General features: G+C 63.6%; 30 protein-coding genes and 1 riboswitch. Of the genes, 14 read left to right on the plus strand and 16 right to left on the minus strand.

What is annotated here, in order from left to right:
- Positions 1-40 precede the first annotated feature (40 nt).
- On the minus strand, positions 41-2,146 hold the full coding sequence (locus EJ071_RS29870; protein WP_126101060.1) for a molybdopterin oxidoreductase family protein: 2,106 nt from the start codon (positions 2,144-2,146) through the stop codon (positions 41-43).
- Between the two features lie 303 nt (positions 2,147-2,449).
- On the opposite strand from EJ071_RS29870, the gene EJ071_RS29875 reads away from it, so the two are divergent.
- On the plus strand, positions 2,450-3,355 hold the full coding sequence (locus EJ071_RS29875) for a transposase (RefSeq protein ID WP_348628163.1): 906 nt from the start codon (positions 2,450-2,452) through the stop codon (positions 3,353-3,355).
- A gap of 207 nt (positions 3,356-3,562) precedes the next feature.
- Here the strand turns inward: EJ071_RS29875 and EJ071_RS29880 are convergent, their stop codons facing one another.
- Positions 3,563-5,440, minus strand: coding sequence for an ABC-F family ATP-binding cassette domain-containing protein (locus EJ071_RS29880; RefSeq protein WP_126101062.1), 1,878 nt, complete (start codon positions 5,438-5,440; stop codon positions 3,563-3,565).
- Between the two features lie 134 nt (positions 5,441-5,574).
- Between EJ071_RS29880 and EJ071_RS29885 the strand changes: the two genes are divergently transcribed.
- Both EJ071_RS29885 and EJ071_RS29890 read left to right on the plus strand, forming a co-directional pair.
- Positions 5,575-5,805, plus strand: coding sequence for a hypothetical protein (locus EJ071_RS29885; RefSeq protein ID WP_126101063.1), 231 nt, complete (start codon positions 5,575-5,577; stop codon positions 5,803-5,805).
- Between the two features lie 266 nt (positions 5,806-6,071).
- Complete coding sequence (locus EJ071_RS29890; protein ID WP_126101064.1) at positions 6,072-6,713, plus strand: lysozyme inhibitor LprI family protein; 642 nt, start codon at positions 6,072-6,074, stop codon at positions 6,711-6,713.
- Positions 6,714-7,122: 409 nt separating this feature from the next.
- On the opposite strand, the gene EJ071_RS29895 is transcribed toward EJ071_RS29890, so the two are convergent.
- The 6 genes from EJ071_RS29895 to EJ071_RS38805 form a co-directional block, all read right to left on the minus strand.
- Complete coding sequence (locus EJ071_RS29895; protein WP_126101065.1) at positions 7,123-7,509, minus strand: hypothetical protein; 387 nt, start codon at positions 7,507-7,509, stop codon at positions 7,123-7,125.
- Between the two features lie 11 nt (positions 7,510-7,520).
- Positions 7,521-7,961, minus strand: coding sequence for a MucR family transcriptional regulator (locus EJ071_RS29900; protein WP_126101066.1), 441 nt, complete (start codon positions 7,959-7,961; stop codon positions 7,521-7,523).
- Between the two features lie 190 nt (positions 7,962-8,151).
- Positions 8,152-8,286 carry a hypothetical protein gene (locus EJ071_RS40130; RefSeq protein WP_281058882.1) on the minus strand — a complete coding sequence of 45 codons (135 nt, stop codon included), beginning with the start codon at positions 8,284-8,286 and terminating at the stop codon, positions 8,152-8,154.
- Positions 8,287-8,310: 24 nt separating this feature from the next.
- A complete protein-coding gene (locus tag EJ071_RS29905) occupies positions 8,311-8,514 on the minus strand; it encodes a hypothetical protein (protein WP_126102777.1) in 204 nt (67 codons plus the stop codon).
- A 29-nt stretch (positions 8,515-8,543) separates the two neighbouring features.
- Complete coding sequence (locus EJ071_RS39725) at positions 8,544-9,593, minus strand: DMT family transporter (protein WP_245460367.1); 1,050 nt, start codon at positions 9,591-9,593, stop codon at positions 8,544-8,546.
- Between the two features lie 53 nt (positions 9,594-9,646).
- Entirely contained in the window at positions 9,647-10,480 is an 834-nt protein-coding gene (locus tag EJ071_RS38805; RefSeq protein WP_189521290.1) for a hypothetical protein, read from the minus strand.
- 112 nt (positions 10,481-10,592) lie between these two features.
- Here EJ071_RS38805 and EJ071_RS29930 point away from each other — a divergent pair, with 112 nt between their 5' ends.
- The gene (locus EJ071_RS29930; protein WP_126101067.1) at positions 10,593-11,561 is read left to right on the plus strand and encodes a LysR substrate-binding domain-containing protein; all 969 of its coding nucleotides are present in this window, start codon (positions 10,593-10,595) and stop codon (positions 11,559-11,561) included.
- Between the two features lie 240 nt (positions 11,562-11,801).
- Here the strand turns inward: EJ071_RS29930 and EJ071_RS38810 are convergent, their stop codons facing one another.
- Positions 11,802-11,978, minus strand: a complete 177-nt coding sequence (locus tag EJ071_RS38810) for a hypothetical protein (RefSeq protein WP_189521291.1) — start codon at positions 11,976-11,978, stop codon at positions 11,802-11,804.
- Between the two features lie 130 nt (positions 11,979-12,108).
- Between EJ071_RS38810 and EJ071_RS38815 the strand changes: the two genes are divergently transcribed.
- The 6 genes from EJ071_RS38815 (at position 12,109) to EJ071_RS29955 (ending at position 16,220) form a co-directional block, all read left to right on the plus strand.
- Positions 12,109-12,276: a hypothetical protein gene (locus tag EJ071_RS38815; protein WP_189521292.1), complete on the plus strand. Its 168-nt coding sequence runs from the start codon at positions 12,109-12,111 to the stop codon at positions 12,274-12,276.
- Between the two features lie 58 nt (positions 12,277-12,334).
- Positions 12,335-14,416 (plus strand): ATP-dependent helicase, encoded by a 2,082-nt coding sequence (locus tag EJ071_RS29935; RefSeq protein WP_126101068.1) that lies wholly within the window; start codon positions 12,335-12,337, stop codon positions 14,414-14,416.
- Positions 14,417-14,551: 135 nt separating this feature from the next.
- Positions 14,552-14,857 (plus strand): hypothetical protein, encoded by a 306-nt coding sequence (locus EJ071_RS29940; RefSeq protein ID WP_126101069.1) that lies wholly within the window; start codon positions 14,552-14,554, stop codon positions 14,855-14,857.
- A gap of 69 nt (positions 14,858-14,926) precedes the next feature.
- On the plus strand, positions 14,927-15,112 hold the full coding sequence (locus tag EJ071_RS29945) for a hypothetical protein (RefSeq protein WP_126101070.1): 186 nt from the start codon (positions 14,927-14,929) through the stop codon (positions 15,110-15,112).
- 131 nt (positions 15,113-15,243) lie between these two features.
- Positions 15,244-15,546 (plus strand): DUF982 domain-containing protein, encoded by a 303-nt coding sequence (locus EJ071_RS29950; protein WP_126101071.1) that lies wholly within the window; start codon positions 15,244-15,246, stop codon positions 15,544-15,546.
- Between the two features lie 254 nt (positions 15,547-15,800).
- Positions 15,801-16,220 carry a hypothetical protein gene (locus EJ071_RS29955; RefSeq protein ID WP_126101072.1) on the plus strand — a complete coding sequence of 140 codons (420 nt, stop codon included), beginning with the start codon at positions 15,801-15,803 and terminating at the stop codon, positions 16,218-16,220.
- Positions 16,221-16,251: 31 nt separating this feature from the next.
- On the opposite strand, the gene EJ071_RS29960 is transcribed toward EJ071_RS29955, so the two are convergent.
- From EJ071_RS29960 to EJ071_RS29970, 3 genes are all read right to left on the minus strand, one after another.
- The gene (locus EJ071_RS29960) at positions 16,252-17,037 is read right to left on the minus strand and encodes a GGDEF domain-containing protein (protein WP_126101073.1); all 786 of its coding nucleotides are present in this window, start codon (positions 17,035-17,037) and stop codon (positions 16,252-16,254) included.
- 179 nt (positions 17,038-17,216) lie between these two features.
- Complete coding sequence (locus EJ071_RS29965) at positions 17,217-17,720, minus strand: hypothetical protein (protein WP_126101074.1); 504 nt, start codon at positions 17,718-17,720, stop codon at positions 17,217-17,219.
- Positions 17,721-18,054: 334 nt separating this feature from the next.
- Positions 18,055-18,567: a DinB family protein gene (locus EJ071_RS29970; RefSeq protein WP_126101075.1), complete on the minus strand. Its 513-nt coding sequence runs from the start codon at positions 18,565-18,567 to the stop codon at positions 18,055-18,057.
- A 54-nt stretch (positions 18,568-18,621) separates the two neighbouring features.
- Between EJ071_RS29970 and EJ071_RS29975 the strand changes: the two genes are divergently transcribed.
- Together EJ071_RS29975 and EJ071_RS29980 are read left to right on the plus strand one after the other, a co-directional pair.
- Positions 18,622-19,314, plus strand: a complete 693-nt coding sequence (locus tag EJ071_RS29975) for a glutathione S-transferase family protein (protein WP_126101076.1) — start codon at positions 18,622-18,624, stop codon at positions 19,312-19,314.
- Positions 19,315-19,375: 61 nt separating this feature from the next.
- A complete protein-coding gene (locus tag EJ071_RS29980) occupies positions 19,376-19,705 on the plus strand; it encodes a DUF1905 domain-containing protein (protein ID WP_245460030.1) in 330 nt (109 codons plus the stop codon).
- A 3-nt stretch (positions 19,706-19,708) separates the two neighbouring features.
- Here EJ071_RS29980 and EJ071_RS29985 read toward each other — a convergent pair whose 3' ends face one another.
- On the minus strand, positions 19,709-19,930 hold the full coding sequence (locus EJ071_RS29985) for a hypothetical protein (protein ID WP_126101077.1): 222 nt from the start codon (positions 19,928-19,930) through the stop codon (positions 19,709-19,711).
- A 182-nt stretch (positions 19,931-20,112) separates the two neighbouring features.
- Here EJ071_RS29985 and ndk point away from each other — a divergent pair, with 182 nt between their 5' ends.
- Both ndk and EJ071_RS29995 read left to right on the plus strand, forming a co-directional pair.
- Positions 20,113-20,535 (plus strand): nucleoside-diphosphate kinase, encoded by a 423-nt coding sequence (gene ndk / locus EJ071_RS29990; protein WP_095808731.1) that lies wholly within the window; start codon positions 20,113-20,115, stop codon positions 20,533-20,535.
- Between the two features lie 170 nt (positions 20,536-20,705).
- On the plus strand, positions 20,706-20,912 hold the full coding sequence (locus tag EJ071_RS29995) for a hypothetical protein (RefSeq protein WP_126101078.1): 207 nt from the start codon (positions 20,706-20,708) through the stop codon (positions 20,910-20,912).
- An 18-nt stretch (positions 20,913-20,930) separates the two neighbouring features.
- Here EJ071_RS29995 and EJ071_RS30000 read toward each other — a convergent pair whose 3' ends face one another.
- The 3 genes from EJ071_RS30000 to crcB (EJ071_RS30010) are packed head-to-tail and all read right to left on the minus strand — an operon-like array spanning position 20,931 to position 22,111.
- Complete coding sequence (locus EJ071_RS30000; RefSeq protein ID WP_126101079.1) at positions 20,931-21,269, minus strand: DUF190 domain-containing protein; 339 nt, start codon at positions 21,267-21,269, stop codon at positions 20,931-20,933.
- 14 nt (positions 21,270-21,283) lie between these two features.
- Positions 21,284-21,712 carry a fluoride efflux transporter CrcB gene (gene crcB, locus EJ071_RS30005; protein WP_126101080.1) on the minus strand — a complete coding sequence of 143 codons (429 nt, stop codon included), beginning with the start codon at positions 21,710-21,712 and terminating at the stop codon, positions 21,284-21,286.
- A gap of 6 nt (positions 21,713-21,718) precedes the next feature.
- Positions 21,719-22,111, minus strand: coding sequence for a fluoride efflux transporter CrcB (gene crcB / locus EJ071_RS30010; protein ID WP_126101081.1), 393 nt, complete (start codon positions 22,109-22,111; stop codon positions 21,719-21,721).
- A 99-nt stretch (positions 22,112-22,210) separates the two neighbouring features.
- Positions 22,211-22,286: riboswitch (Fluoride riboswitch) on the minus strand.
- Positions 22,287-22,482 lie beyond the last annotated feature (196 nt).

Consider the following 22,482-nt stretch of genomic DNA (forward strand, 5'->3'; position numbering starts at 1 on the left):
AATTCCGGACGGAAAACCGCTGCGCACTTCCTGGAATTGCTTAAAGCGCCCTGAGCCACACCTTGTTGTCGTGGAAGGCGGCCCCGCCATAGGGCGCCGGCGCGTCGGCGCCGGTCAGCACATTTATGCCCTCGCCGCGCTCATGCGCGCTGTTTGGCCAGATGCCTTCGGCCACCACGACGCCGCGCTTCACGCCGTCGAAGAGTTTTGCATGCAGCACGAGGTCGCCGCGCCGGTTGCCGACCTCGACGCGACCGCCATCCTCGATGCCGAGCGCCGCCGCGTCCTCGGGATGCAAGAGCAGCTCCGGCCTGCCTTCCTTGGCCATCGACACCGGAGTCTCGGCAAAGGTCGAGTTCAGAAAATTGCGCGCCGGCGAAGTGGTCAGGCGGAACGGATGCTCCTCGTCCGCCACCTCGATCAGGTCGACATGGTCGGGGAGCTCAGGCAGCCGCTCGACCGGCCCGAACAGGCCCATGCTCTTCGGCGGCCGGTTGGGCGCCGATTGTCCCGTCCAGTTGGCCCGGAAGTGGAACTTTTTATCGGCATGGCCGAAGCCGCCGATGAAATGCGCGTCGTCGAAATCGGGCTGCAGGTCGACCCATTTCTGTTCCTTCAGGCTGTCGAAGCTGCCGATCCCGCGCTTGCCGAGGATGATGTCGATATGCTCTTTCTCGGTCAGGCCGAAGCCCGGCCGGTCGCCGACGCCGAGCCGTTTGCCGAGTTCCTCATTGACGTAGTGGTTGGTGCGCGGCCCTTGTGGTGGCTCGATCAGCTTGGGGCCGAGCGTGATGTGCTGGTTGCCGCCGCCCTTATAGATGTCGTCATGCTCAAGGAACATTGTCGCCGGCAGCACGACGTCGGCGAGCTTCGCCGTATCGGTCATGAACTGCTCGTGCACGCAAGAGAACAGGTCCTCGCGCAGGAAACCCTGCTTCACCAATCGCTGCTCGGGCGCAACGTTCACCGGATTGGTGTTCTGGATCAGCATCGCTGTCACCGGCGGGCCGCCGTAGAGCGCGTCGGCCGCTCCGGTCAGTACCGGGCCGATGCGCGAATGGTCGAGATAGCGCACGTTCGGGTCGCGCATCGCGGTGCCTTCAAGCACATCCTGGTTCAGCTTGAAGATGCCGGAATTGGAATGGAAAGCGCCGCCGCCCTCATATTGCCAGGCGCCGATGACGGCGGCGATGCAGGAGACGGCATGCATGTTGACCGAACCGTTGCGCTGGCGGGCAAAACCGTAGCCGAGGCGGAAGTAGGTCTTCTTCGTCGTGCCGACGAGATTTGCGAAAGCCTCGATCTCGGCGACGCTCAAGCCCGTGATGGCCGCCGCCCATTCGGGCGTGCGCGTTTTCAGATGCCCTTCCAGTCCGCGCGGATCATCGGTGTATTTTTCGAGATAGGCGCGGTCGGCCATGCCGTCGCGAAACAACACATGCATGACTGCGCAGGCGAGCGCGCCATCCGTGCCGGGCTTGAGCACCAGGCCGAGATCGGCCTGCTTCATGGTGGCGTTGTCATAGATGTCGACGACGACGATCTTGGCGCCGCGTTCCTTGCGCGCCCTGGTCGCATGGGTCATGACGTTGACCTGCGTGACCACGGCATTGGTGCCCCAGATCACCACGCAATCGGACTTCGCCATCTCGCGCGGATCGGGACCGCGGAGCGCACCTGCTCCCATCATCCAGCCGGTCCAGGCAAGATTGGTGCAGATCGAGCCGAAGAAGCCCGAATATTTCTTGGCATGCCGCAGCCGCTCGATGCCATCGCGCTGCACCAGCCCCATCGTGCCCGCATAGAAATATGGCCAGACCGTTTCCGAGCCGTATTTCGCTTCGGCGGCGATGAATTTTTCGGCGACGAGATCGAGCGCGGCCTCCCAACTGGATTCCTTCCAGGCGCCCTCTCCCTTGCCGCCCGAGCGCACCAGCGGCTTCAGCAGGCGATCCGGATGATGGACGCGGTCCGCATAGCGGGCGACCTTGGCGCAGACGACGCCAGATGTGTAGGTGTTGGCCTTGGCACCGTGGACGCGGCCGATGCGGTTGCCTTCGAGCAACTCGACCTCGAGCGCGCAGGTCGAGGGGCAGTCATGCGGACAGGCCGAATGGCCGATCTTGAGCTTGGCGTGCTGGTTCATGCTCGGGTGTGTAGCGGGTTTTGTGGGAGAGGTGTAGGGCCAGATGATTAGCTAATCTCCCCCCTCGAGGGCATAGGCGCTAAGATAGGCATTGCGGCGCGGAATCGGTTGTGATTCTACGCTGGGATGACACACGAATCGCTTGTTGATGATGGCTGGGCCGAGACACTTGAGCTTCTCGGTGGCGAAGAGTTGATCGCAGGAAGTGCGCGCGAGACGAAGGCGTTCCTGCGACCACGTGGCATCCGGTCGGCGTGCGATCTGTTGCGCCTGACGCTGGCTTACTGCCTTGGCAAGGTGGGCATGCGGGGCGTCGTGGCCTGGGCGGCGGCGAGCGGGATAGCCGATATCTCGGACGTGGCCTTGCTCGGCCGGCTGCGCAATGCAGGGCCATGGCTGCAGCAGCTGATTGGGCATCTTTTGAAGCGCGAGGAGGCAGGCTTGGCCAAGGGCCGGCTGATCCGCATCCTGGATGCGACGGCGGTTGCCAAGGCCGGTGCGCATGAGAAGAAGAACAATGGGCTTTGGCGCATGCACTGCGCCTTCGAGCTTGAGCGCGAGCAGTTCGATTTCCTCGAGATCACCGACCAGAGCGAGGCCGAGCTGATCGACCGCGTGCCGGTGGTGCCGGGCGAGATCCGCATCGGCGACCGCGCCTATCTGCAGGCCGAGCGGATCGCAAAGGTCATGGAGCAAGGCGGCGACGTTGTCGTGCGCGCGTCGTGGAAGAATGCGCGATGGCTCGACGCCGACGGCGAGGCGTTCGATCTCATCGGCCACCTGGAGAGCGGCCGCGACGAGGTCTTCGAAACGCCTGTCCGGCTGGGCCTCAAGAAGGGCGCGCCTGTGAAGATGCGCCTGATCGCCTTGCGCAAATCCGAGGCCGCGGCACAGGAAGCGCGGCGCAAAATCAACAAGGAAGCCAGGGCCAAGGGCAACAAGGTTCGCCCGGAGACGCTGATTGCGGCCGGCTTCGTCATCCTTGTAACCTCGCTTGACCGGGAGGAGTTTCCCGCCGGCACAGTTATCAAGCTCTATCGCATGCGCTGGCGCATCGAGCTCGCCTTCAAGCGGCTGAAGAGCCTGATCGGGCTGCGCGCGCCTCCCGCCAAAGACCCAAGGATCGCAAAGCCTTGGATTCTTGCCCACTTCCTCATCGCGCTTGTGACCGAACCCCTCTCGCAGGAGTTGGGTGTCTCTCCCCCTTGAGCGACGGGCGCCCGCTGCTGTGGCGGGCTACCCGCCAGATCGTCGCCTCCCTGATCGCAGCGATCTTTACTCAGCCGCCCCTGGCAGCCCTGCGCCAAAACCTCCCTGCCTTGCGATATCGTTGGCGTGAGCCACCACGAAAGCGCAAATTTCAGTCCATGCCAAAGCTATCTTAGCGCCTATGCCCTTGAGGGGGAGATCACGCTCTCATTCCGCGATCCCTTCCTCATACTCCGCAGACATCATCAGCCATTTGTCCTCGTTCACGGCAAGTGTGTGCGCCAGCTGCGAGCGCTCCTTGGCCAGCCGCGTCGCGGTCGAAGGGTCCTTCTCGTAGATCGCCGGGTTGGCGAGCTCGTCCTCGATCAGGTCGATGCGCTTGCGGATGCGGTCCATCAGCGCCTCGGTGGCGCGGATTTCCTTGGCAAGCGGCTCGAGCGCCGAGCGCCGAGCGGCCGCTTCGCGGCGGCGGTCGGCCTTGGAGGCTTTGTCAGCTTCCTTCTGCTCGCGACGGTTGGACGACACGCCGGTAACCAGCGTTTTGTAGTCCTCCAGGTCGCCGTCATAGGGATTGACCGCGCCGTCCTTGACCAGCCAGAGCCGGTCGGCCGTGGCCTCGAGCAGATGCCGGTCGTGCGAGATCAGGATCACGGCGCCGGGGAAATCGTTGAGCGCATGGATCAGCGATTCACGGCTGTCGATGTCGAGGTGGTTGGTCGGCTCGTCGAGGATGAAGAGGTTCGGCCCTTCGAAGGCCGAAAGACCCATCAAAAGACGCGCCTTCTCGCCGCCGGACAGGTCCTTCGCCGCGGTGTTCATCTTCTCGGTCGACAGGCCGAACTGGGCGACGCGGGCGCGCACCTTGGCTTCCGGCGCGTCCCGCATCAGCCGGCGCACATGTTCATAGGCGCTTTCCTCGGGGCGCAGATCGTCGAGCTGATGCTGGGCGAAGATCGCCACCTTCAGCCCCGGCGCGATCGTCATGGTGCCGGTCTCCCCTTTCAGGCGGCCGGCGAGCAGCTTGGCGAAGGTCGACTTGCCGTTGCCGTTGGCGCCGAGCAGCGCGATGCGGTCGTCGGCATCGATGCGCAGCGTCATCTTCTTCAACACCGGGTTGCCCTCGGTGTAGCCGACATTGACGGCGTTCAGCGCCACGATCGGCGAAGCCACCGTCTTGACTGGCTCCGGGAAGGAGAACGGCCTCACCGTATCGTTCACCACCGCCGCGATCGGCTTCAGCTTCTCCAGCGCTTTTAGGCGCGACTGCGCCTGCCTGGCCTTCGATGCCTTGGCGCGGAAGCGCTCGACGAAAGACTCCATGTGCTTACGCTGCGCTTCCTGCTTGACGCGGCTCTTTTCCTGCAATTCGCGCTGCTCGGTGAGCTGGCGCTCGAACTGGTCGTAGCCGCCGCGCCAGAAGGTCAGCTTCTTCTGGTCGAGATGGACGATCGAGTTGACGGCACGATTGAGCAGGTCGCGGTCGTGCGAGATCAAGAGCACCGTGTGCGGGTACCTGGAGACATAGTTCTCCAGCCACAGCGTGCCTTCGAGGTCGAGATAGTTGGTCGGCTCGTCGAGCAGCAGAAGATCCGGCTCGGAGAAAAGCACTGACGCAAGAGCCACGCGCATACGCCAGCCGCCGGAGAAGGACGAGGCGGGCCGCTTCTGCGCGGCGTCATCGAAGCCGAGGCCGGCGAGGATGGTGGCGGCGCGGGATTCGGCCGAATGCGCATCGATGTCGGCGAGCCGCGTGTGGATTTCGGCGATGCGATGCGGATCGGTGGCGGTCTTTTCCTCCTCCAGCAGCGCCGCACGCTCGATATCGGCCTTAAGCACGATGTCGATCAGCGGCTCCTCGGTGCCCGGCGCTTCCTGCGCCACCTGGCCGATACGGGTGCTTTTCGGCAGGCTGATCGAGCCGGTCTCGGAGGGGAAATCGCCGGTGATTGCCTTGAACAGCGTCGTCTTGCCGGTGCCGTTGCGGCCGACGAGGCCGGCCTTGGTGCCGGCCGGCAAGGTCAGCGAGGCATGGTCGAGAAGCAAGCGCCCCGCCATGCGCAGCGAGAGGTCGTTGATGATAAGCATGGCCGGGCTTTTGCACGGGACGCCGGCGCTTCGCAAGAGCCAGGGCCGGGATCAGGGCTCGCCGTGTCCGGTCGCCGGTCATTCAACCAAGGTCGATCAGGGAACCAGTTGCCGGCCGGAGCGTTTTGAGGCCCGTGATCCGCTATTTCGCCCTCGCCTTCATCTTCTTCCAGGTCGCCACGACCGCGGCGCTGGCGACGCAGCTGGTGCTGTTTGAGGACGAGACGGCTGCAGTGCTCTCCCCCGTCGAACCCGTGAACGGGGCGCAGGCACAGCCGATCTCCCCCCAAGTGGGAGAGATGGCCGGCAGGCCAGAGGGGGGCGCGCCGGAACACCTGCTGATCCAGATTGATTCCGGAAAATAGTCTCAAGCGTCGCCTATGAATGATTGAGAGACTGGCGGAACAGTGCCCCCTTGTGCCCTGCCCGTCCTCCGCAGCAGCTGCGCTGCAGCTACGGAGGTGGACCGGACATCTCCTTTACTTGGCGAGATTGCGGGCTCCTCTGCTTTCGCTGATCACCGCCGGTCACACTTTGCTTGCCATGTCACCGATTTGACGTTGATCGCTGCTATCAGCTCAACCTATGCTGGCGCGAGCGGCGGGCTTTGTGGACATCATGAGGTGATCCAATGAAGCGACTGTTCTGCGCCGCCGGTCTCGCCCTGCTTATCACCACGCCCGCGGCCCTTGCGGCAGCGCCAGACTGCGCAGCGGCGAAGACGCAGGCCGATCTAGCAAGCTGCACAGCCAAGGACGCGGCTTCGGCCGATACCGCGCTCAACGCTGTCTACAAAGTGCTGTCGGAGCGCCTCGCTCCCACCGATCAGCAACGCCTGCGTGACGCGCAGCGCGCCTGGATCCCGTTCCGCGATAAGGAATGCGCCTTCCGCACCCAGCCCTATGCCGATGGTTCGGTGTATTCGAGCCTGGTCGAAACTTGTAAGACGGATTTGACCAAGGCTCGGCTGGCGCAGTTGCAGCACCAACTGCAATGCCCGGAAGGCGACCTCTCCTGCGTGCCGCAAGCCGCCGCCGTCAAACCGGTGATGGCGGCCCCTGCAAGCCAGAACGACGGGCGGCCATGTGTGCAATCGGCCGGCAAGGCGAAGTCGGACCAATATGTCTCGCAATGCATCCAGGTGTCGCCGGCGACCAATCCGCCCTGCAACGGTGAGAACGCGTGCAGCATGATGATCGACGAGATCAAAAGAGGCTGCGCCATGATCGGCAACAACAACCCGCCGGCCTTCTGTTCCGCCTACAAGGGCTAAGCGGCACGGCGGGCCTGGCCATTCGGCCCGGCTCGCCCTCCGTCAATCGGGGGCTATGACCATCCCCTGCGGAGATCACGCCAGCCGGCCAAGACAACCGCAAGTTTCACATTGCCTTATATTAGTGCACCGGTATCGATAGCACCAAAAAAAGTGCTGAAATCTTTTTGGCCAGACGTGATGCTTATCGAAAATTTGATTTCAGTTTTGCCTCGATCCTGCGAACTTACCAATGCGTCGTGAGTCGCGCGCACGCGCCAACAACAAAAAACAATAAAACAATAACTTGATTGTGTCAGGAGCTCACGATGGGCGAGGCGGCCAACGATCTGCGCATGTTGAGATATGTCGCGGAGATCACGCGTAAGTTGGCGAAGATGCTTTCACGCACGCGCTATCAGATGCTTGTCTATTTTTTGGAGATGACCGCGATCGAGGCCGACAACCTTGCAACGGCGCAGGATCCCGAAGCCAAGGCTGTCGGGGCGTCAAGGCCACCCAAATCCCGCGATTGAACGCGCGCGATGACGCGATCGACGGCGCCAAGGCATCTCAGCCGTCGCGCCTCGACAATCAGCCGATCGTCATGCTCGACGATGGCGCGCTCGAAATTGTCGAGCGCGTCGAGCGCAGCGCGCAGATCGACGGCCGGCATGCCTGCCGAGAACAAGGCGCGGCGCGCCTCGACCCCCTCGCCGGCATCGACGGAAGACTGGTTGGCCACTCTGCGACGCAGGGCGTCGAGCATGGCCAAGCGGTCGGCCGACGGCGTGGCGTCGTCCGTTGCAGGCAACATGGCCGCCGGCCTCAGGCCTTGGTTTTGCGCTTGCCCTTGGCGGCATCCGCGGCCGGCTTGCGGCCCAGGCCGGAAGACTTGGCGAGCGCCGAACGGGTGGCCGAATAGCTGGGCGCCACCATCGGATAGTCTGCCGGCAGGCCCCATTTGGCGCGGTACTCGTCCGGCGTCAGCCCATGGTCGGTCGACAGGTGCCGCTTCAGCGACTTGAACTTCTTTCCGTCCTCTAGGCAGACGATGTAATCGGGGAACACCGAGCGCTTCGGATTGACGGCCGGCGTCAGCGGCGCGCTCTCCTTGACGGCGGCGGCGCCGGCGAGCTTGCGCACCGATGCGCTGACGCTGGCGATCAGATCAGGCAGGCCGGAAGCCGGAAGCGGATTGTTGCCTACATAGGCCGAAACAATGTCGGCGGTCAGCTCGATTGCAGTCTTGTCGTCGATATTGGACAATTTTTTCACCCTCTGCTGGCTCTCAAAGTGACCAGCCGTTTTTAAGACTTTGGTCTAGGTATCGTATTGGACCTGTCCCCCAACGGACCGTCCAGAGTCAGTAAAGGCACGAGACTCAATACCGAAGGTACGTTTTCACTATGGGTCGCGACCGCGCAAGTTAGGAATTCTAATACCTATAACAAACACTTTACAGAGCTGGAGGCTCGCACGGGTGCGTATGACGCAACAGCACTTCAATTTTTGCGAGTAATTGCTGCAAAAATCGAAATTCAAGACGAAAGCCGATACTGTCGGGCAGCACGGCGTCCGGGTTGCCGATCATGCCCGATTCGCCACGGCGAGTCGCTCATTTCGCCGCGGCTCGACGTTCCGCCCGCCTGTCGTCAGCCAGGATCTCCAGCACACGCTTCCAGCGCGCGCAGCGGCCGAAATCCTTCTGCTCGATGGCCTTCTCGGCCTTCATGGCGGCATAGAGCGGTGCCTCGGCGCCGAATTCCCTCACCAGCCAGTGCGCCTCTTGCCGGGCGCGGCGTTCGTCGTCGTCAAGTATGATCCCTGGCATGCTTCCTGGCATGGTCTTCAGACCTCCGAGCGTTCGATGCCGACAGCAATGCAACTGCCGATGACGAGGACGGCGCCGGCAATGGCCGTCATCGACAGGCTTTCGCCCGACAGCGCCAGCAAAAGCGTGGAAGCGATCGGCGTGAGATACGCAACGACCGCGAGCCGCCCACCCTGGTCGAGGCTCAGCGCGCGCGACCAGAAATAATAGCCAAGCCCCATCGGCCCGGCGCCGAGATAAAGGCCGAACAGCAAGTGCATTCCGCCTAGGCCGGCGATGCCGTCACGCAGGCTCCAGGCGAAGGTCAGCGCGACGCCGATCAGCGCCGAGGGCAGCAAAAGCCGATCCGGCGGCACGGCAAGGCGGCCGACAGCGAGCGAATAGAAGGCCATGCAAAGTGCTGAGCCGAAGGCGGCGCAATAACCGACAAGGCTGCCTTCGAGCCAGGCGTGCGCGCGCCCGCCGGAGATGACCAGCGCCACGCCGGCGAAGCCGAGCGCGGCGGTGAGCCCAAGCAGCAGCGGACGCTTCGGGCGGCCGAGCAGGATAATCGCGGCGGCGACCATCAGCGGCCAGGTATACGCAACGAGATTGGCCTCGATGACCGGCATCGAAGCAAAGGCGATGTATTGCAGCACCATGGTGCCGACCAGGCCGATGAAGCCGGCGGCGTAGGCCTGAGTCGACCTCCCCTTCTCCCCTTGTGGGGGAAGGTGGATCGGCGCGCACCGCCGAGACGGATGAGGGGCGTTGGAAGAAACTCCAGCGTCGGCGATCCTTCCAGCACCCCTCATCCGACCTCGCTTCGCGAGGCCACCGCCCGGGGGCGAGCCACGGGTCTCGCCCCGTCCTTCGGACCCCACAAGGGGAGAAGGAAAGAGCCTGATCAGCGCAAAGACCAGGGCTGCGCCGCAGAACTGCAGGAACTGCACATGCGATACCGGGTGGTTGGCAAGCAGCGTCTTGCCGACCAGGGCATTGGTTGCCCACAGCGCCACCGCGCCGAAGGCAAACCCCAGCGCCGCCGTCGAAGTGCCGCCGGACCGGCGTGGCTCGCTTTCGGCCATGACCGGAGCCAGGCTCGGCGACGCCGAAGGCAGCCGAGCCGGGTCATCATTCACTACCACGACTCCCTTGCTCCGCCCGAGACGGGCTCTGCGGCCGGCTTCGGCACGGGATGCTCTTCGGCACGGCGGCGATAGGCGGGCAGCTGGTTCGTCCAGACATCGTCGGCGAGCTCGTTCACCCAGGCGCGGTCGTGGTCGTTGTCGGCGGCGAGGTAGAACATCCGGTTGTCGTCGACATAGGGCTTCGTCGCCGAACGCTGGTTGAGCACCAGGGTGACGCGCGAGCCGAGCTGGATGGGCGCGGTGCGATGGAGCACGCCGAGGAACTGGCCGAGCGTGGCGTAGTTCATCTTGTGATCGATGCGCATGACCTTGTTGCGCGGCAGGTCGCGGCCGGATTCGAGGAGGGCGCGGCCGGTCTCGGAATCGTCGCAATAGATTTCAAGATGGCCGCCGATCAGAGGGTCGCTGATCGAGAGCGGAATGAGCTCCGTCACCGGGACGCCGTCGCAGTGCCATTCGACGGCGCCGTCCTTGGGGTTCATGAAGGTGACGGTCGAGCCGACGATCGACAGCGGATAGGGTTCGAGCTTGGTGCCCATCATATCGGACAGCCGTTCCAGGCGCAGCTTGTCGTTGAGCAGCTCCTTGATCTCCGGAATGTAGCGGTCGGCGCCGGTGATGAAGGTGAGATCGAGATGCTTGTGCACGGCATGGCTGGCCTTGAGCTTGAGCGCCGCCTCCTCGATCGCGGCGAGCAGCGCGGGGTCGTAGCCATGCAGATACTGGGCGACGCCGAAGCTCGACACTTTCCACGCCGTATCATGACCGATGATGGCTTCACGGCTCATCGCATAGCGCAGTTCGGGGATTGTATGGGCGTTCATTCTACTTCTCCAAGGTGGGGGCAACACTTGGTAAACAGTCGATTAAGCCGCCCGCCCCTGTAAATTTAGGAATGCTGGTGCTACTTTAAGCCCAGCTAAAGGTCGAAACCCCGTGCGTCTGCTCAGTCAGGTCAACCTAAACTCGCTGAAAATCGTCGAGAGCGCCGCCAGGCACAAGAACTTCACGCGCGCCGGCGAAGAGCAGTTCATCACCGCTTCCGCCGTCAGCCAGCGGGTGAAGAGCCTGGAGGACCAGCTGCGATTCAAGATCTTCCAGCGCGGCGGCAATGCGGTGTCGCTGACGCCCGAGGGCGAGACCTATGTGGCGCGTGTGCGCGAGGCGCTGGAGCGGATCGTGGCGGCCAGCATGGAGGCCACCGGCCAGTCGCAGGCGCATGTGCTCAGGATCTGCGTTTTGCCGACCTTCGCGGCGCGCTGGCTGTTTCCGCGCCTCTCCACTTTCCAGCGGCAGTATCCCGACATCGAGATGCGGGTCTCGACCTCCTACGCGACGCATGAATTCTCGACCTCCGAATACGACCTCGAGATCCGCTATGGCGACGGCAATTTCCCCGGTCTCAATTCCGAGCTCCTGTTCAAGGAAGACCTGACGCCGGTCTGCAGCCGCAAGCTGTTCCACGAGGTGCTGGGCGACATGCCGCTCTCCAGGGTGACGCCGGAAGACCTCAGGCATTTCACCCTGCTTCACTCCGATACCTGCACCCAGAACTGGCAATCGTGGCTCGGCTTTGCCGGCGCAAGCTTCGTGCTCGGCGAGACCAAAAGCATCTATTTCGATTCATGCATGATGTCCTACGAGGCGGCCAATGCCGGCATGGGCTTTGCCGTCGCCAACCGCGCCTATATGGCGAGCGACATCCGCGCCGAGCGGCTGGTGGCGCCCTTCGCGGTGCATCATCCCAACACCGCCGGCTGGTATTTCGTCAGTCCCATCAAGGCGCTCGGCGCGCGCAAGGTGGAGCTGTTCAAGCAGTGGATCATGGCCGAAGCGGCGCTGACGCAACGCCAGCTGGACCTCGAGATCGCCGGCATACCGGTGCGGCGGGCGGCAATGGCGTGAGGCTGCCGACCCGAAACGCAACTCTTTCCGATCCCAGGTCTCTTGAAATTTCCGCACTTGCCGAGCTCTCTGTAGCCGGCTAGCGCGATCGCACCATGACGCGGCGGAGAGACTCAGCTATCTTTGACCGTGCGGCGGGCCTGATTTCCCGCTTGGCCGGCGCTTTCCAGCTTCCTCCCAAGCAGCGCCGGCCTTCTTCTGTGGCGGCGCCACTTCATTTCCCGACCACATCGCCGGTGATTACTGCTTCGGTGGCGTGCCCGGCTGGTCGCCGCCAGTGGTCGATTTCGGCACCGGGTTCTTGTCGAGTTGCGGGTTCTGGTCGACGGCGGGCGCCTTGGTCGGCGGCACGCTGTTGTCGCAGGCGGCGAGCGCGAGCCCTGCCGCAAGGGCCAGCAGCACAGGAAGCTTCTTCATGACGACCTCCTCTCGTTCGCCCCTTTCTTTGAGGCAAACGAGGCGGCTGCGGTTTGGTTGCGTGGGCCGGCGGGAACCAACCGGCCTGCCTCCGGTTGAACTTTCAATCGAACTGCGTGAGGAGCTGGTCATGATCCGTCTGCTGCTTGTCGGCCTGTTCGCCTATGCGACCTACCGCGTCACGATGAGGATCATCGAGGAGGTGCCCGGCGACGTCGCCCCGCTGGACATGCCGGGCGATGAACGGCGTGCGCTGCGGCGCCAGTCGGCGGCGATGGGAGTTGAGCCGAAAAGGTAGTCGCCCCCGAGGGGGAGATCCCCGTTGCGAACAAAGCGGAAACGATGCTTGATGGGCGATGAACATCGCCGCCCGTGATTCGTCCTTCGAAGCTCCAGCCTATCTTGCCCGGCTGAATGACGAGCAGCGGCTGGCGGTGGTGCATGGCGACGGCAAGGTGGCGGCGCCGCTTCTGGTGATCGCCGGCGCCGGCTCAGGCAAGACCAACACGCTGGCGCATCGCGTCGCCCATCTCATCGTCAAGGGCGCCGATCCGCGCCGTATCCTGCTGATGACGTTTTCGCGCCGCGCCGCAGCCGAAATGGCCAAGCGCGTCGAGCGCATCGCCGGCGAGGTGCTGGGGCGCGATGCCGCGATCATCACTGATGCGCTCGCCTGGGCCGGCACTTTCCACGGCATCGGCGCAAGGCTTTTGCGCGACTATGCGGAGCAGATCGGCCTCGACCCGGCCTTCACCATCCATGACCGCGAGGATTCCGCCGACCTGATGAACCTCGCGCGCCACGAGCTCGGCTTTTCCAAGACAGAAAGCCGCTTTCCGACCAAGGGCACTTGTCTTCAAATCTACTCCCGCGCGGTCAATGCGCAGGCGCCGCTCGGCGAGGTGCTGGGCTCGGCCTTTCCGTGGTGCGCGGCATGGGCGGACCAGCTCAAAGAGCTGTTCGCGGCCTATGTCGAGGCCAAGCAGGCGCAGAACGTGCTCGATTACGACGACCTGCTGCTCTACTGGGCGCAGATGGCGGCGGAGCCGGAGATCGCCGCTCACCTTGGCTCGCGCTTCGACCATGTGCTGGTCGATGAATACCAGGATACCAACCGGCTGCAGGCCTCGATCCTCTTGGCGCTGAAGCCGGACGGCGCCGGCTTGACCGTGGTGGGCGACGACGCGCAGTCGATCTATTCCTTCCGCGCGGCGGAAGTGCGCAACATCCTCGATTTCCCAAAGCAGTTCGCGCAAGGCGCCGAGATCGTCATGCTGGAGCGCAATTACCGGTCGACCGAGACGATCCTTGCCGCCGCCAACAAGGTCATCGGCGAGGCGAGCGAGCGCTTCACCAAGAACCTGTGGACCGAGCGCAGATCCTCGCACAAGCCGCAACTGGTGAGCGTGCGCGACGAAGCCGAGCAGGCCAATTATGTCTGCCAGGCGATCCTCGCGGAGCGCGAGGCCGGCACGGCGCTGAAGGCGCAAGCCGTGCTCTTCCGCGCCTCGCACCACAGCGGCCCGCTTGAGGTGGAGCTGACGCGCCGCAACATCCCTTTCGTGAAATTCGGCGGCCTGAAGTTCCTCGACGCCGCCCATGTCAAGGACATGCTGGCGATGCTGCGCTTTGCCGAGAACCCGCGCGACCGCGTCGCCGGTTTTCGCGTGCTGCAGCTCATGCCCGGCATCGGCCCTTCGGCCGCCTCGCAGATCGTCGAAGCGATGGCGACGTCGCTGGACGAGACGCTGGGCCTTGCCCGCTTCCGGCCGCCGCAGCGCGCGGCGCAAGACTGGCCGGTCTTCCTCGACATCTACAGCGGGCTGCGCGCAGGCCCGAAATGGCCGGCCGACTTGGAGCGGATCAGGCTCTGGTACGAGCCGCATATGGAGCGCATCCATGAGGATGCTGTCACGCGCCGGGCGGACCTTTTGCAGCTCGAGCAGATCGCGTCGGGCTATCCCTCGCGCGAGCGTTTCCTGACCGAGCTGACGCTCGATCCGCCCGACGCCACCAGCGACCAGGCCGGGCCGCCGCATCGCGACGAGGATTACCTCATCCTGTCGACCATCCATTCGGCCAAGGGCCAGGAATGGAAGAACGTCTTCGTGCTCAACACCGTCGACGGCTGCATCCCGGCCGATCTCGGCGTCGGCACCAAGGAGGACATCGAGGAGGAGCGCCGGCTGCTCTATGTGGCGATGACGCGGGCCAAGGACAGCCTGCATCTGGTGGTGCCGCAGCGCTTTTATCCGCACAACCAGCCGGCGCGCGGCGACCGCCACGTCTATGCCTCGCGCACCCGCTTCATCCCGGCCTCGATGCTTTCGGCCTTCGAGCAGTCGTCCTGGGCAAGCGCGACGATCAAGGACGACCCGCGCCAAAGGCCGGGCGTGAAGATCGATCTCGGCGCGCGCATGCGCGGCATGTGGAAATAGCGCCCCGGAACATCACTGGACGGCCTCCGCACCCAGTCGCGAAGCCGCCGCGACCGGCGGCCCACGGCCTTCGCCATGGAACTTTTCACCCGATAACGGATTTCCGTTAGTAAAATCTAATGCAAGGAGGCAGTTATGAAGAATCTCATTCTCGCCGCCATCCTGGGCGTGGCTAGCTTGGCGCCAGTGACGGTTCCGACACAGGCTACGAGCCTGACCATCACCACCGATGACGGCATGGGCAGGTATAATGACGGCTACTATTGGCGCCGTCATCATATGCGCGACGACAGCTGGCGCTACAGAGGCCGATATGAGATGCGCGACTGGCGCAGCCATCGCCACAATCGCGACTGCATGGTCAGGGTGCACAAGCGCTGGCATCATCATCGCCTGGTCGTGAAGAGGGTCTGGAGCTGCGGCCTCCACAGAGGCTGGTGAGGGCAAGCTCGGAGCGCGGTCACCGAAGCGTGACGCGGGCCTCGAAACACCCATGAGAACAGGTGGAAAATGCGCTTGATCCCATCGGCGATGAGTTGGCGGCAACGGCTCGGCGAGTTGGCCGGCCAGCTCTTCGTCAACATTGTCGCGGCATTGATCGCAGGGGTCGCGATCCTCCTGCTGGTGCTGTCGGCGCACTACCAGATCCCGCAACCTCCGACGGAAGCGACAATCACAGCCGGCTCCGGCCCATAACGTCTGCCCTCCGGGAGGCAGGCGGAAAAGATCTCCAACGACGGAACCTCCCGCCGCAAGGCGCGTTGTGTGGCGTCCTACCCAAGACCGAGGCTGGCAGCCCGTTCTCTGCTCCAATTCGAGAGGTCGAAATGCACGACAGGATGTTCTTCACCCCGGTCGCGGTCAGTGTCGGCGCCGGCCATAAGCGCATGATCGCCTCGCTGTCAGGCATGCACGAGTTCCTGACCGAGTTCCCGCCGTCGCGCCGGCGGCTGAGCTACGGCGCCGCGGCGAAGGCTTGCGAAGCCGCGCGGGCCGGAGACATCTCCGCCGAATCGGCGCGCGACGCGCTGATCACCTTCGCGGTGACCGCCGGCATCCTGTGGCCGGCGGACCAGCCGATCGTCTCGGTGAAACCAGCCGCGCGCGGCCATAGCGGCCTCGCAGGCTGAAATCAGCCGGCCGGCACGGCCGACAGAGGCCCTGACAAAACCCGCCTGGGACGACTCTCGGGCGGGTTTTTTCGTTCAACCTGACCTTCCGACTGCATGCCGCTGCCTCCGCCGGAAACTTTTCCGGCGCTGCGTGAAACATCGCATGGAACAGGCCGGTACGTGAAACATCGCACAGAACCGCCCGTTGCGTGAAACATCGCACAGAACATTTGCGCTCCCCATGCAGGTTTGCCGACATACTGCGGGGGCGAATGTTTCTCGATCGCGACCAGTTCAAGCCGGCGGCGGAAATGAGGCTCGCCCGGGACAAAACGTCGATCCGCGTCACGATCACGGACCAGAAGGCGTGCGAGTTCAGCGAGGCCGTCTATGCCTGGATCACTGCCGACGGCAAGCCGGTCAGGATCGGCACTTGCGGCTCATCGGCGGGCAAGCGCCTGCTCTCCTATCCAGGCTACATCAACCGGAGCTTGGCCGGACGCGGCGGAACAACGCCGAAATGGGAAGCGTTGAAGTGGCTGGGCCTGCTGACCGCGCATGGCATGCTGACGGCAGTCGTGCATCAGCCTGAGCCGACATTGACGGCAGCCGGCCTGATCAGGCCGTATATCGACGTCGAGCGCCAGCTGATCCGCCGGTACAGGCCGCTGCTCAACCGCAACCACCGGTGATGCAGGCCAGGTCTCTGCCGCGAGGAGCCGATCAATGGAACGTGCCGGCGACGTCGTCCGACCGTACGCCACGCAGGCTTTCGAAGCTCACCTGGTCGCGTCCGTTCGACTTCGCCTTGTAGAGATGCCTGTCGGCGACCTTGAACATGTCGTGATAGGTGGTGGGCCCGCTGAAGGCGATGCCGCCGATGCTGACCGAGAGCGGGCATGACTGCCCGCCGGGCGCGAACTCGGCCTCGCGGATACGCAGCCTGATCGTCTCCGCGACCAGAAAGGAGCGCGTCGCGTCGGCGCCCGGAAGAAAGACCGCGAATTCCTCGCCGCCGATGCGTCCGACGATGTCGGCGCCGTGGAGCTGGCCCTGGATCGTCGTGGCGATCAGCTTCAGCGCCTGGTCGCCGCAATCGTGGCCAAGACGGTCGTTGATCGACTTGAAATGATCGGCGTCGACGATCAGCAGCGCGCCGGCATCGGCGACTACATGGCTGCGGGCCTGCTCGAGATAGGCTTCGACCAGCATCGAGAAGGCGCCGCGATTGAAGACCGCCGTCAGGCTGTCGGTCGCGGCGACGATGCTGAGCTCCTTCTGGGCGATCGCCAGCTGGCGCATCTTCCACATCAGGAAGAACAGGAAGGAGCCGCCAAGCACAAGCGGCAGGAACAGGTCGGTGAGCTTGGCCCAAAGCAGGGCATCGGGCGACAGCGAGGGAAAGTTGAAGGAATCGACAAAGAAAGCAGCCGCAATGAAGAAAGCCGTGCCGGCGACGGTGACCAGCGCGACCCTGCCCCAACTGGTGGCAGACAAATCGATGCGCATGTCATTGCTCCCACTGCAACTCACTCATTGTGCAGCGCGAGCACAAACGAAGTCCTAATACATTAGCTTCAGTGCAAGCTTGGTTAACCAGCAGCCAAGGACCAGAGGCGTGGCGCCCGCCGGCGGCTTTCTCGACTCTGAACCTTCTCCCTCCGCTCGGGCGCTTTGCTTAAATTGCTTTATCGGCCGGCGCCGAGGCCATCCACTCCACCAAACAAGGCGTCGGGACCGGTGGTGGCGCCCATGGAGCCGCCAACCGAAGCGCCCGTGCCGGCGTTGAAGCCGCCAGAGCCGCCTACGGTGGCACCGCCGACGCCACCCGTCGCACCGAACGAAGTGCCGGTGCCAGCGGTGCCGCCAATCGAGGTCCCTGCGCCGGTGTTCAAGCCGCCGGAGCTACCCGAACCGACGCCGCCGATATCGATGCCAAAGCCGATGTCGAGACCGGTTGAACCGCCGATCGAGGTTTCCGCGCCGGTGTTCAAACCGCCCGAGCTGCCCACGCCGACGCCACCGATTTTGCTGCCAAGGCCGGTGCCGAGACCGGTCGAGCCGCCAAGACCGGTGCTGATGCCGCCGCCGGTGGATGCGCCGACACCAATTCCAGCAGCATTCGCCGGCACGGCGAGAATGGCGATGCCGCCGACCAATATGCCGGCGATTTTCTCAACGATACCATTCATGGCATTCTCCTTCGTTGCCATACTTTTGCGCACCGCATCGCCGGAGCACTGTGCCCGTGCGCATGCCTGTGCGAGGGGGGAACGAGGGAATACGAATGGAACCGGTCAGGGTTCCCTATTTTCCAGGGAAAAATTCGTTGTTCTAAAATGCAATACGACTTTTCCTTAATGTTTGAGTTTGATTAACAGTAATGCATGTCGCGCAAAAGTGCGCAGCGGTTTTTGCGAAAACGACATGCATAAAACAAAGACCTAAAGCGCGTCGCCTGAATCCGTTTCAGCGCGACGCGCTTTAGCTGAGGCGAGGCGCGACCAGCATCGCCGCGGCGCAACCTCAAGCGTAGGCGCGGCCTTCCTCGGCGCGCTGGAACAGCATCAGGTCGAGCGGCACGGAAGGCCGGCCTAGCACGGTGAGGCACATATGCGCCTGGCCGCGGTGATGGGTCTGATGATTGAAGAAATGGCTGAGCGCCGGCGCCAGCCGCTGCGAGACGGTGCGCATGTCGGAAAGTGTCATGTAGGAGAAGCGGCCGGCGAGCGCCTTCTCGCTCATGCCGCCGACCCAGTCCATGATCCGTTTGTCCTCCGCCTCGCGCGCGGTGCGCAAAGGTTGCAACGCCTTGTAAAGAACGGCGTCAAGTGACGACGGTGCGTGTCCCTCGCCAGTGAAACGCTTCATCCAGATACGGTCGGCGGTCAGGATATGGTTGAGCGTTCCCATCATAGAGCCGAAGAAGGCGCCGGTATCGCGATTGAATTCCTCGTCGCTGAGATCGGCAGCGGCATCGTAGATGCGCGCATTGGCCCATTGATTGTAGGCCGCAAACATCATGAAATGCTGTTTCATTCTTCCATCCGGTTCGCAACGAATCCCGGCTCTTCGTAACCCGCAGGAACGACAATGACCATTCTGTTCTATGACCTCGTCGGCCACGACGCCCAGCGCCCGTTCAGTCCGCATTGCTGGAAGACCAAGATGGCGTTGGCCCACAAGGGGCTCGACGCCACCAAGGTGCCGACGCGCTTCCTGGAAGTGCCCAAGGTGGAAGACGGCGTGTCGAAGACGGTGCCGGTGATCCGCGACGGCGATCGCGTCATAGCCGACTCCTTCGCCATCGCGCTTTATCTCGACGAGGCCTATCCCGAGCGGCCGACGCTGTTTTCCGGCGAAGGCGGCAAGGCGACGGCGCGCTTCATCGAGCGCTGGTCGCAGCTCACCATCCATCCTTACATCGCCACGGTGGCGCTCACCGATCTCAACGCCATGCAGGATGAGACGAACGCCGCCTATTTCCGCGAGAACCGCGAACAGCGCTACGGCAAGCGGCTGGAAGAGGTGGTGGCCGGCCGCGACGGAGGGCTCGCCGGCTTCCGCGCCTCGCTGGAGCCGCTGCGCTCGATGTTCACCTACCAGCCCTTCATCGGGGGAGCCTCGCCGCTGTTTGCCGATTACATCGTCTTCGGCGCGCTGCAATGGGCGCGCGTCGCCTCGCCCTACCGGCTGCTCGACGATAGCGACAGCGTGTCCCAATGGTTCGAGCGCTGCCTCGACCTGCATGGCGGGATCGGCCGGCAGGTTGCGGCGGCGGCGTGACGGAAGTCTTTGCTTTTGATGCATGTCGTTCTTCTAAAACCGCTACGCACTTTTGGGCGACATGCATCAGGAGGCCGCGAGCGGCAGGATCGTGATGCTGCGTTATGAGATGCAGGCCGAGATCTGGGTCTATCCCGGCAAGGGCGGTTGGCATTTCGTGACGCTGCCGCCCGAGTTCGCGGCGCGGATCAAGGCGGCGATGGCGGGGTTGGCGCGGCCCTGGGGCTCGCTCGGCGTGACGGCCGTCATCGGTAAGACAAGATGGAGCACATCGCTCTTCCCCGACAAGGCGTCGGGCAGCCTGCTTCTACCGGTCAAAGCCTCGGTGCGACAGCGTGAAGGGCTGAAGGCCGGCGACATAGCGGCATTGACCATAGAGGTCGAGCTTTAGCATCTATCTTGGCGCATCCTTGTTTGGCGTATCGTTGTCGACCAGCCTGACGCAGATCGGATCGCCCTGCTCCATCTGCGTGCACTGCCATTCCGGGCCGAAACCGAAATTCTCGTTCCGCTTCAGGCCGCGAAAAAGCAGCAGCAGAAGGACGACGATACCAACAAGGACGACCACGAACAGAACGCCGGTGATGTCACCTGGTCTGAGGTGAGGCCAGTTCATTGTCTGCCTCCGGGTCCCTGGCGGGATCGCTTTTGGCTTGCGCGTGCAAGCGCTGCATTGTCGCGCAACGAGCACGCTTTGGCCAGAGCAGGCGAGGCAAGCCGCCTCCCCTTGGCAAGCCGCCAAGCGGCTTGTATAGAGCCCGCCACTCCAATTTCCATTCCCAGAACAAGGACGACCCAATGGCGATCGAACGCACCTTCTCCATGATCAAGCCCGACGCGACCAAGCGCAATCTGACCGGCGCCATCACCAAGATGCTGGAAGACGCGGGCCTGCGCGTCATCGCGTCCCGCCGCGTGTGGATGAGCCGCCGCGAGGCCGAAGGCTTCTACGCCGTCCACAAGGATCGCCCGTTCTTCGGCGAGCTGGTCGAATTCATGTCGTCGGGCCCGACAATCGTGCAGGTGCTAGAGGGCGAAAACGCCATTGCCAAGAACCGCGATGTGATGGGCGCCACCAACCCGGCCAACGCCGCCGAGGGCACCATCCGCAAGGTGCATGCGCTGTCGATCGGCGAGAATTCGGTGCACGGCTCGGACGCGCCGGAAACAGCCGCGCAGGAGATCCGCTACTGGTTCTCCGACACCGAAATCGTCGGCTGAGCCGGAAGTTTCGGCTTTGCAATGAAGGCGGCCTCGGGCCGCCTTTTTTGTCGCAATGGACTGGGCGGGCAGGCAAAGGCGCCCTACGTGAAGCTGATCGGCGACAGATGACAAGGGCGTCGCCGGCTGTGAGCGACCATCGCGCTTCCGCCCGTGAGTAGGAGGGAAGCATGACCAGTCACCATGTTTCCAAAAGCGGCGTTGCGTATCCGGACGATCTCGTCTTGTTGAAGCGTATCTATGACCAGGTCTGCGAAGAGCGGGGCATTATCCCCGGCAGCCAGGAGGCATCGGAGCTGGCGGTCCAGGCCATGAGGCTGTTTTCGGCCGGCATTTTCGACGAAGACACGATCGGTCGCCGTCTTCGCCATGGCTGACCGAATGGTCAGTCGGGTTCAATCCCCGTCGCCGTAGCGGATAACCTCGACCTTCTCCCTGGTAATCAGGCAGCTGTTGGTCAGCGCCTTGATCTGAGGGATCAGCGCATCGATCTTCTCCGGCGCATCGACGATCTCGACGACGATGGGCAGGTCCTGCGACAGCCGCAGGATCTTGGCGGTATGGAGCACGCTCGAACGGCCGAATCCGAGCGGCCCCCTGAGCACGGTCGCGCCCGCCATGCCGGTTTCGCGTGCCTTGATGACGATCGCCTCGTGCAGCGGCGTGCCGTCGGCCGCCCTGTCGTCCTCGCCAAAGAAGATCCTGAGCAGCACGCATTGGCTGGGAAGTTCCATGTTCTCCTCCCTGATCACCTGGTGATCGGCAAGCGGTTGAACCTGGCCGCCATGAGATAGCCGAGCCAGGCCGAAGCAAGCGACAGCACCACCACACTGACAAGATAGGTCGCGGCGAGGCCGAGGTCGCCCTCGAAAAGCAGGATGAAGGTGTCGAGGCTCATGGCCGAGAAGGTGGTGAGGCCGCCGCAGAAGCCGCCGGTGACGAACTGGCGGCCGACCGGGCCGACCATCAGGCGTCCGTCCGGCCGGGTCAGCGTGGCGAAGAGCATGATCACAAAGGAGCCGACCACGTTGACGAAGGCAGTGGCGTAAAGCGCGCTCAAGCCCAGCAGCGAGACGATTACATAGGCTGAGAGAAAGCGCACCAGCGAGCCGATTGCCGCACCGCAGCCGACCGAGAGATAGAGGCGGAACTCTGTCTGCCTGTCGTTTCCTGACATGACGCCCTACCCCGCCATCCGCAGGACAGCCCAAAAGCCGAGCGCAACGGCAAGCATGCAAAGCGCCGCCGAGGCGGCGGCGTTGAAGACGGCGAGCCGCCTTTCGCCATCCAGTGCCAGGTTCAGTGTCTGCAGGCAGAAGGACGAGACCGTGGTGTAGCCGCCGAACAGGCCGACCACGATCAGGTCGCGCACCAACTCGGCGGAGAAGACACCGCCGACCGCCCGCGCCGCGCCGGCGAAGGCGCCGATGGCGAGCGCGCCGGAGACGTTGACCGCCAGCGTGCCCCAGGGAAAAGTCTCGCCGACGCTGCGGCCGACAAGGCCCGACAGGAAGAAGCGGGAAATGCCGCCGCAAAATCCGCCGATCAGGACCAGGGCGCAAGCCGCAAGGGTCATCGCTTCAATGCCTTTCCAAAGGCGATTCCGCGCAGGAATCGCGTCGCAGAAGACAGGCATGTCGCGAGCGGAAAAAACAGACCCCGCCGCGCGAAAGCACGCCTGGCAGGAGTCATCAGCCCGGTACTCGGAAGAGCGTGGGCGGTTTCGGGGGAACCCCATCCCCATTTTTGCGAGGGAAAACTAGGTGCTTCCGGGATTCGGGTCAATCGATCGGATAGAATGTGCCAGGTCGATCAAAACCGCGAAGTCATAACTGCGACGGCACAAGGCTGTTTTATCACCTACTCGCCAAAAGCCTCGCGATCCGAATCCAGCCGCGGCGACATCTCATTTGCTTCCGATTTTCGTGTCCGCAAGCTCGTGCTAAT

Source organism: Mesorhizobium sp. M1B.F.Ca.ET.045.04.1.1 (assembly GCF_003952465.1).
Taxonomy (GTDB): Bacteria; Pseudomonadota; Alphaproteobacteria; order Rhizobiales; family Rhizobiaceae; genus Mesorhizobium; species Mesorhizobium shonense.

Excerpts from the sequence above, each read along its gene's own strand:
- crcB (WP_126101080.1), bottom strand. The coding sequence starts at position 21,712 with ATGTCAGGAAACGACAGGCAGACAGAGTTCCGCCTCTATCTCTCGGTC.
- EJ071_RS29955 (WP_126101072.1), top strand. The coding sequence starts at position 15,801 with ATGTTTCTCGATCGCGACCAGTTCAAGCCGGCGGCGGAAATGAGGCTC.
- EJ071_RS29970 (WP_126101075.1), bottom strand. The coding sequence starts at position 18,567 with ATGAAACAGCATTTCATGATGTTTGCGGCCTACAATCAATGGGCCAAT.
- crcB (WP_126101081.1), bottom strand. The coding sequence starts at position 22,111 with ATGACCCTTGCGGCTTGCGCCCTGGTCCTGATCGGCGGATTTTGCGGC.
- EJ071_RS30000 (WP_126101079.1), bottom strand. The coding sequence starts at position 21,269 with ATGGAACTTCCCAGCCAATGCGTGCTGCTCAGGATCTTCTTTGGCGAG.
- EJ071_RS29935 (WP_126101068.1), top strand. The coding sequence starts at position 12,335 with ATGAACATCGCCGCCCGTGATTCGTCCTTCGAAGCTCCAGCCTATCTT.
- EJ071_RS29945 (WP_126101070.1), top strand. The coding sequence starts at position 14,927 with ATGCGCTTGATCCCATCGGCGATGAGTTGGCGGCAACGGCTCGGCGAG.
- EJ071_RS38810 (WP_189521291.1), bottom strand. The coding sequence starts at position 11,978 with ATGAAGAAGCTTCCTGTGCTGCTGGCCCTTGCGGCAGGGCTCGCGCTC.
- EJ071_RS29870 (WP_126101060.1), bottom strand. The coding sequence starts at position 2,146 with ATGAACCAGCACGCCAAGCTCAAGATCGGCCATTCGGCCTGTCCGCAT.
- EJ071_RS29950 (WP_126101071.1), top strand. The coding sequence starts at position 15,244 with ATGCACGACAGGATGTTCTTCACCCCGGTCGCGGTCAGTGTCGGCGCC.
- EJ071_RS29875 (WP_348628163.1), top strand. The coding sequence starts at position 2,450 with ATGCGGGGCGTCGTGGCCTGGGCGGCGGCGAGCGGGATAGCCGATATC.
- EJ071_RS29985 (WP_126101077.1), bottom strand. The coding sequence starts at position 19,930 with ATGAACTGGCCTCACCTCAGACCAGGTGACATCACCGGCGTTCTGTTC.
- EJ071_RS38805 (WP_189521290.1), bottom strand. The coding sequence starts at position 10,480 with ATGAACGCCCATACAATCCCCGAACTGCGCTATGCGATGAGCCGTGAA.
- EJ071_RS29895 (WP_126101065.1), bottom strand. The coding sequence starts at position 7,509 with ATGTTGCCTGCAACGGACGACGCCACGCCGTCGGCCGACCGCTTGGCC.
- EJ071_RS29960 (WP_126101073.1), bottom strand. The coding sequence starts at position 17,037 with ATGCGCATCGATTTGTCTGCCACCAGTTGGGGCAGGGTCGCGCTGGTC.
- EJ071_RS29965 (WP_126101074.1), bottom strand. The coding sequence starts at position 17,720 with ATGAATGGTATCGTTGAGAAAATCGCCGGCATATTGGTCGGCGGCATC.
- EJ071_RS29980 (WP_245460030.1), top strand. The coding sequence starts at position 19,376 with ATGCATCAGGAGGCCGCGAGCGGCAGGATCGTGATGCTGCGTTATGAG.
- EJ071_RS38815 (WP_189521292.1), top strand. The coding sequence starts at position 12,109 with ATGATCCGTCTGCTGCTTGTCGGCCTGTTCGCCTATGCGACCTACCGC.
- EJ071_RS40130 (WP_281058882.1), bottom strand. The coding sequence starts at position 8,286 with ATGATCGGCAACCCGGACGCCGTGCTGCCCGACAGTATCGGCTTTCGT.
- EJ071_RS29975 (WP_126101076.1), top strand. The coding sequence starts at position 18,622 with ATGACCATTCTGTTCTATGACCTCGTCGGCCACGACGCCCAGCGCCCG.
- EJ071_RS39725 (WP_245460367.1), bottom strand. The coding sequence starts at position 9,593 with ATGGCCGAAAGCGAGCCACGCCGGTCCGGCGGCACTTCGACGGCGGCG.
- EJ071_RS29880 (WP_126101062.1), bottom strand. The coding sequence starts at position 5,440 with ATGCTTATCATCAACGACCTCTCGCTGCGCATGGCGGGGCGCTTGCTT.
- ndk (WP_095808731.1), top strand. The coding sequence starts at position 20,113 with ATGGCGATCGAACGCACCTTCTCCATGATCAAGCCCGACGCGACCAAG.
- EJ071_RS29995 (WP_126101078.1), top strand. The coding sequence starts at position 20,706 with ATGACCAGTCACCATGTTTCCAAAAGCGGCGTTGCGTATCCGGACGAT.
- EJ071_RS29890 (WP_126101064.1), top strand. The coding sequence starts at position 6,072 with ATGAAGCGACTGTTCTGCGCCGCCGGTCTCGCCCTGCTTATCACCACG.
- EJ071_RS29940 (WP_126101069.1), top strand. The coding sequence starts at position 14,552 with ATGAAGAATCTCATTCTCGCCGCCATCCTGGGCGTGGCTAGCTTGGCG.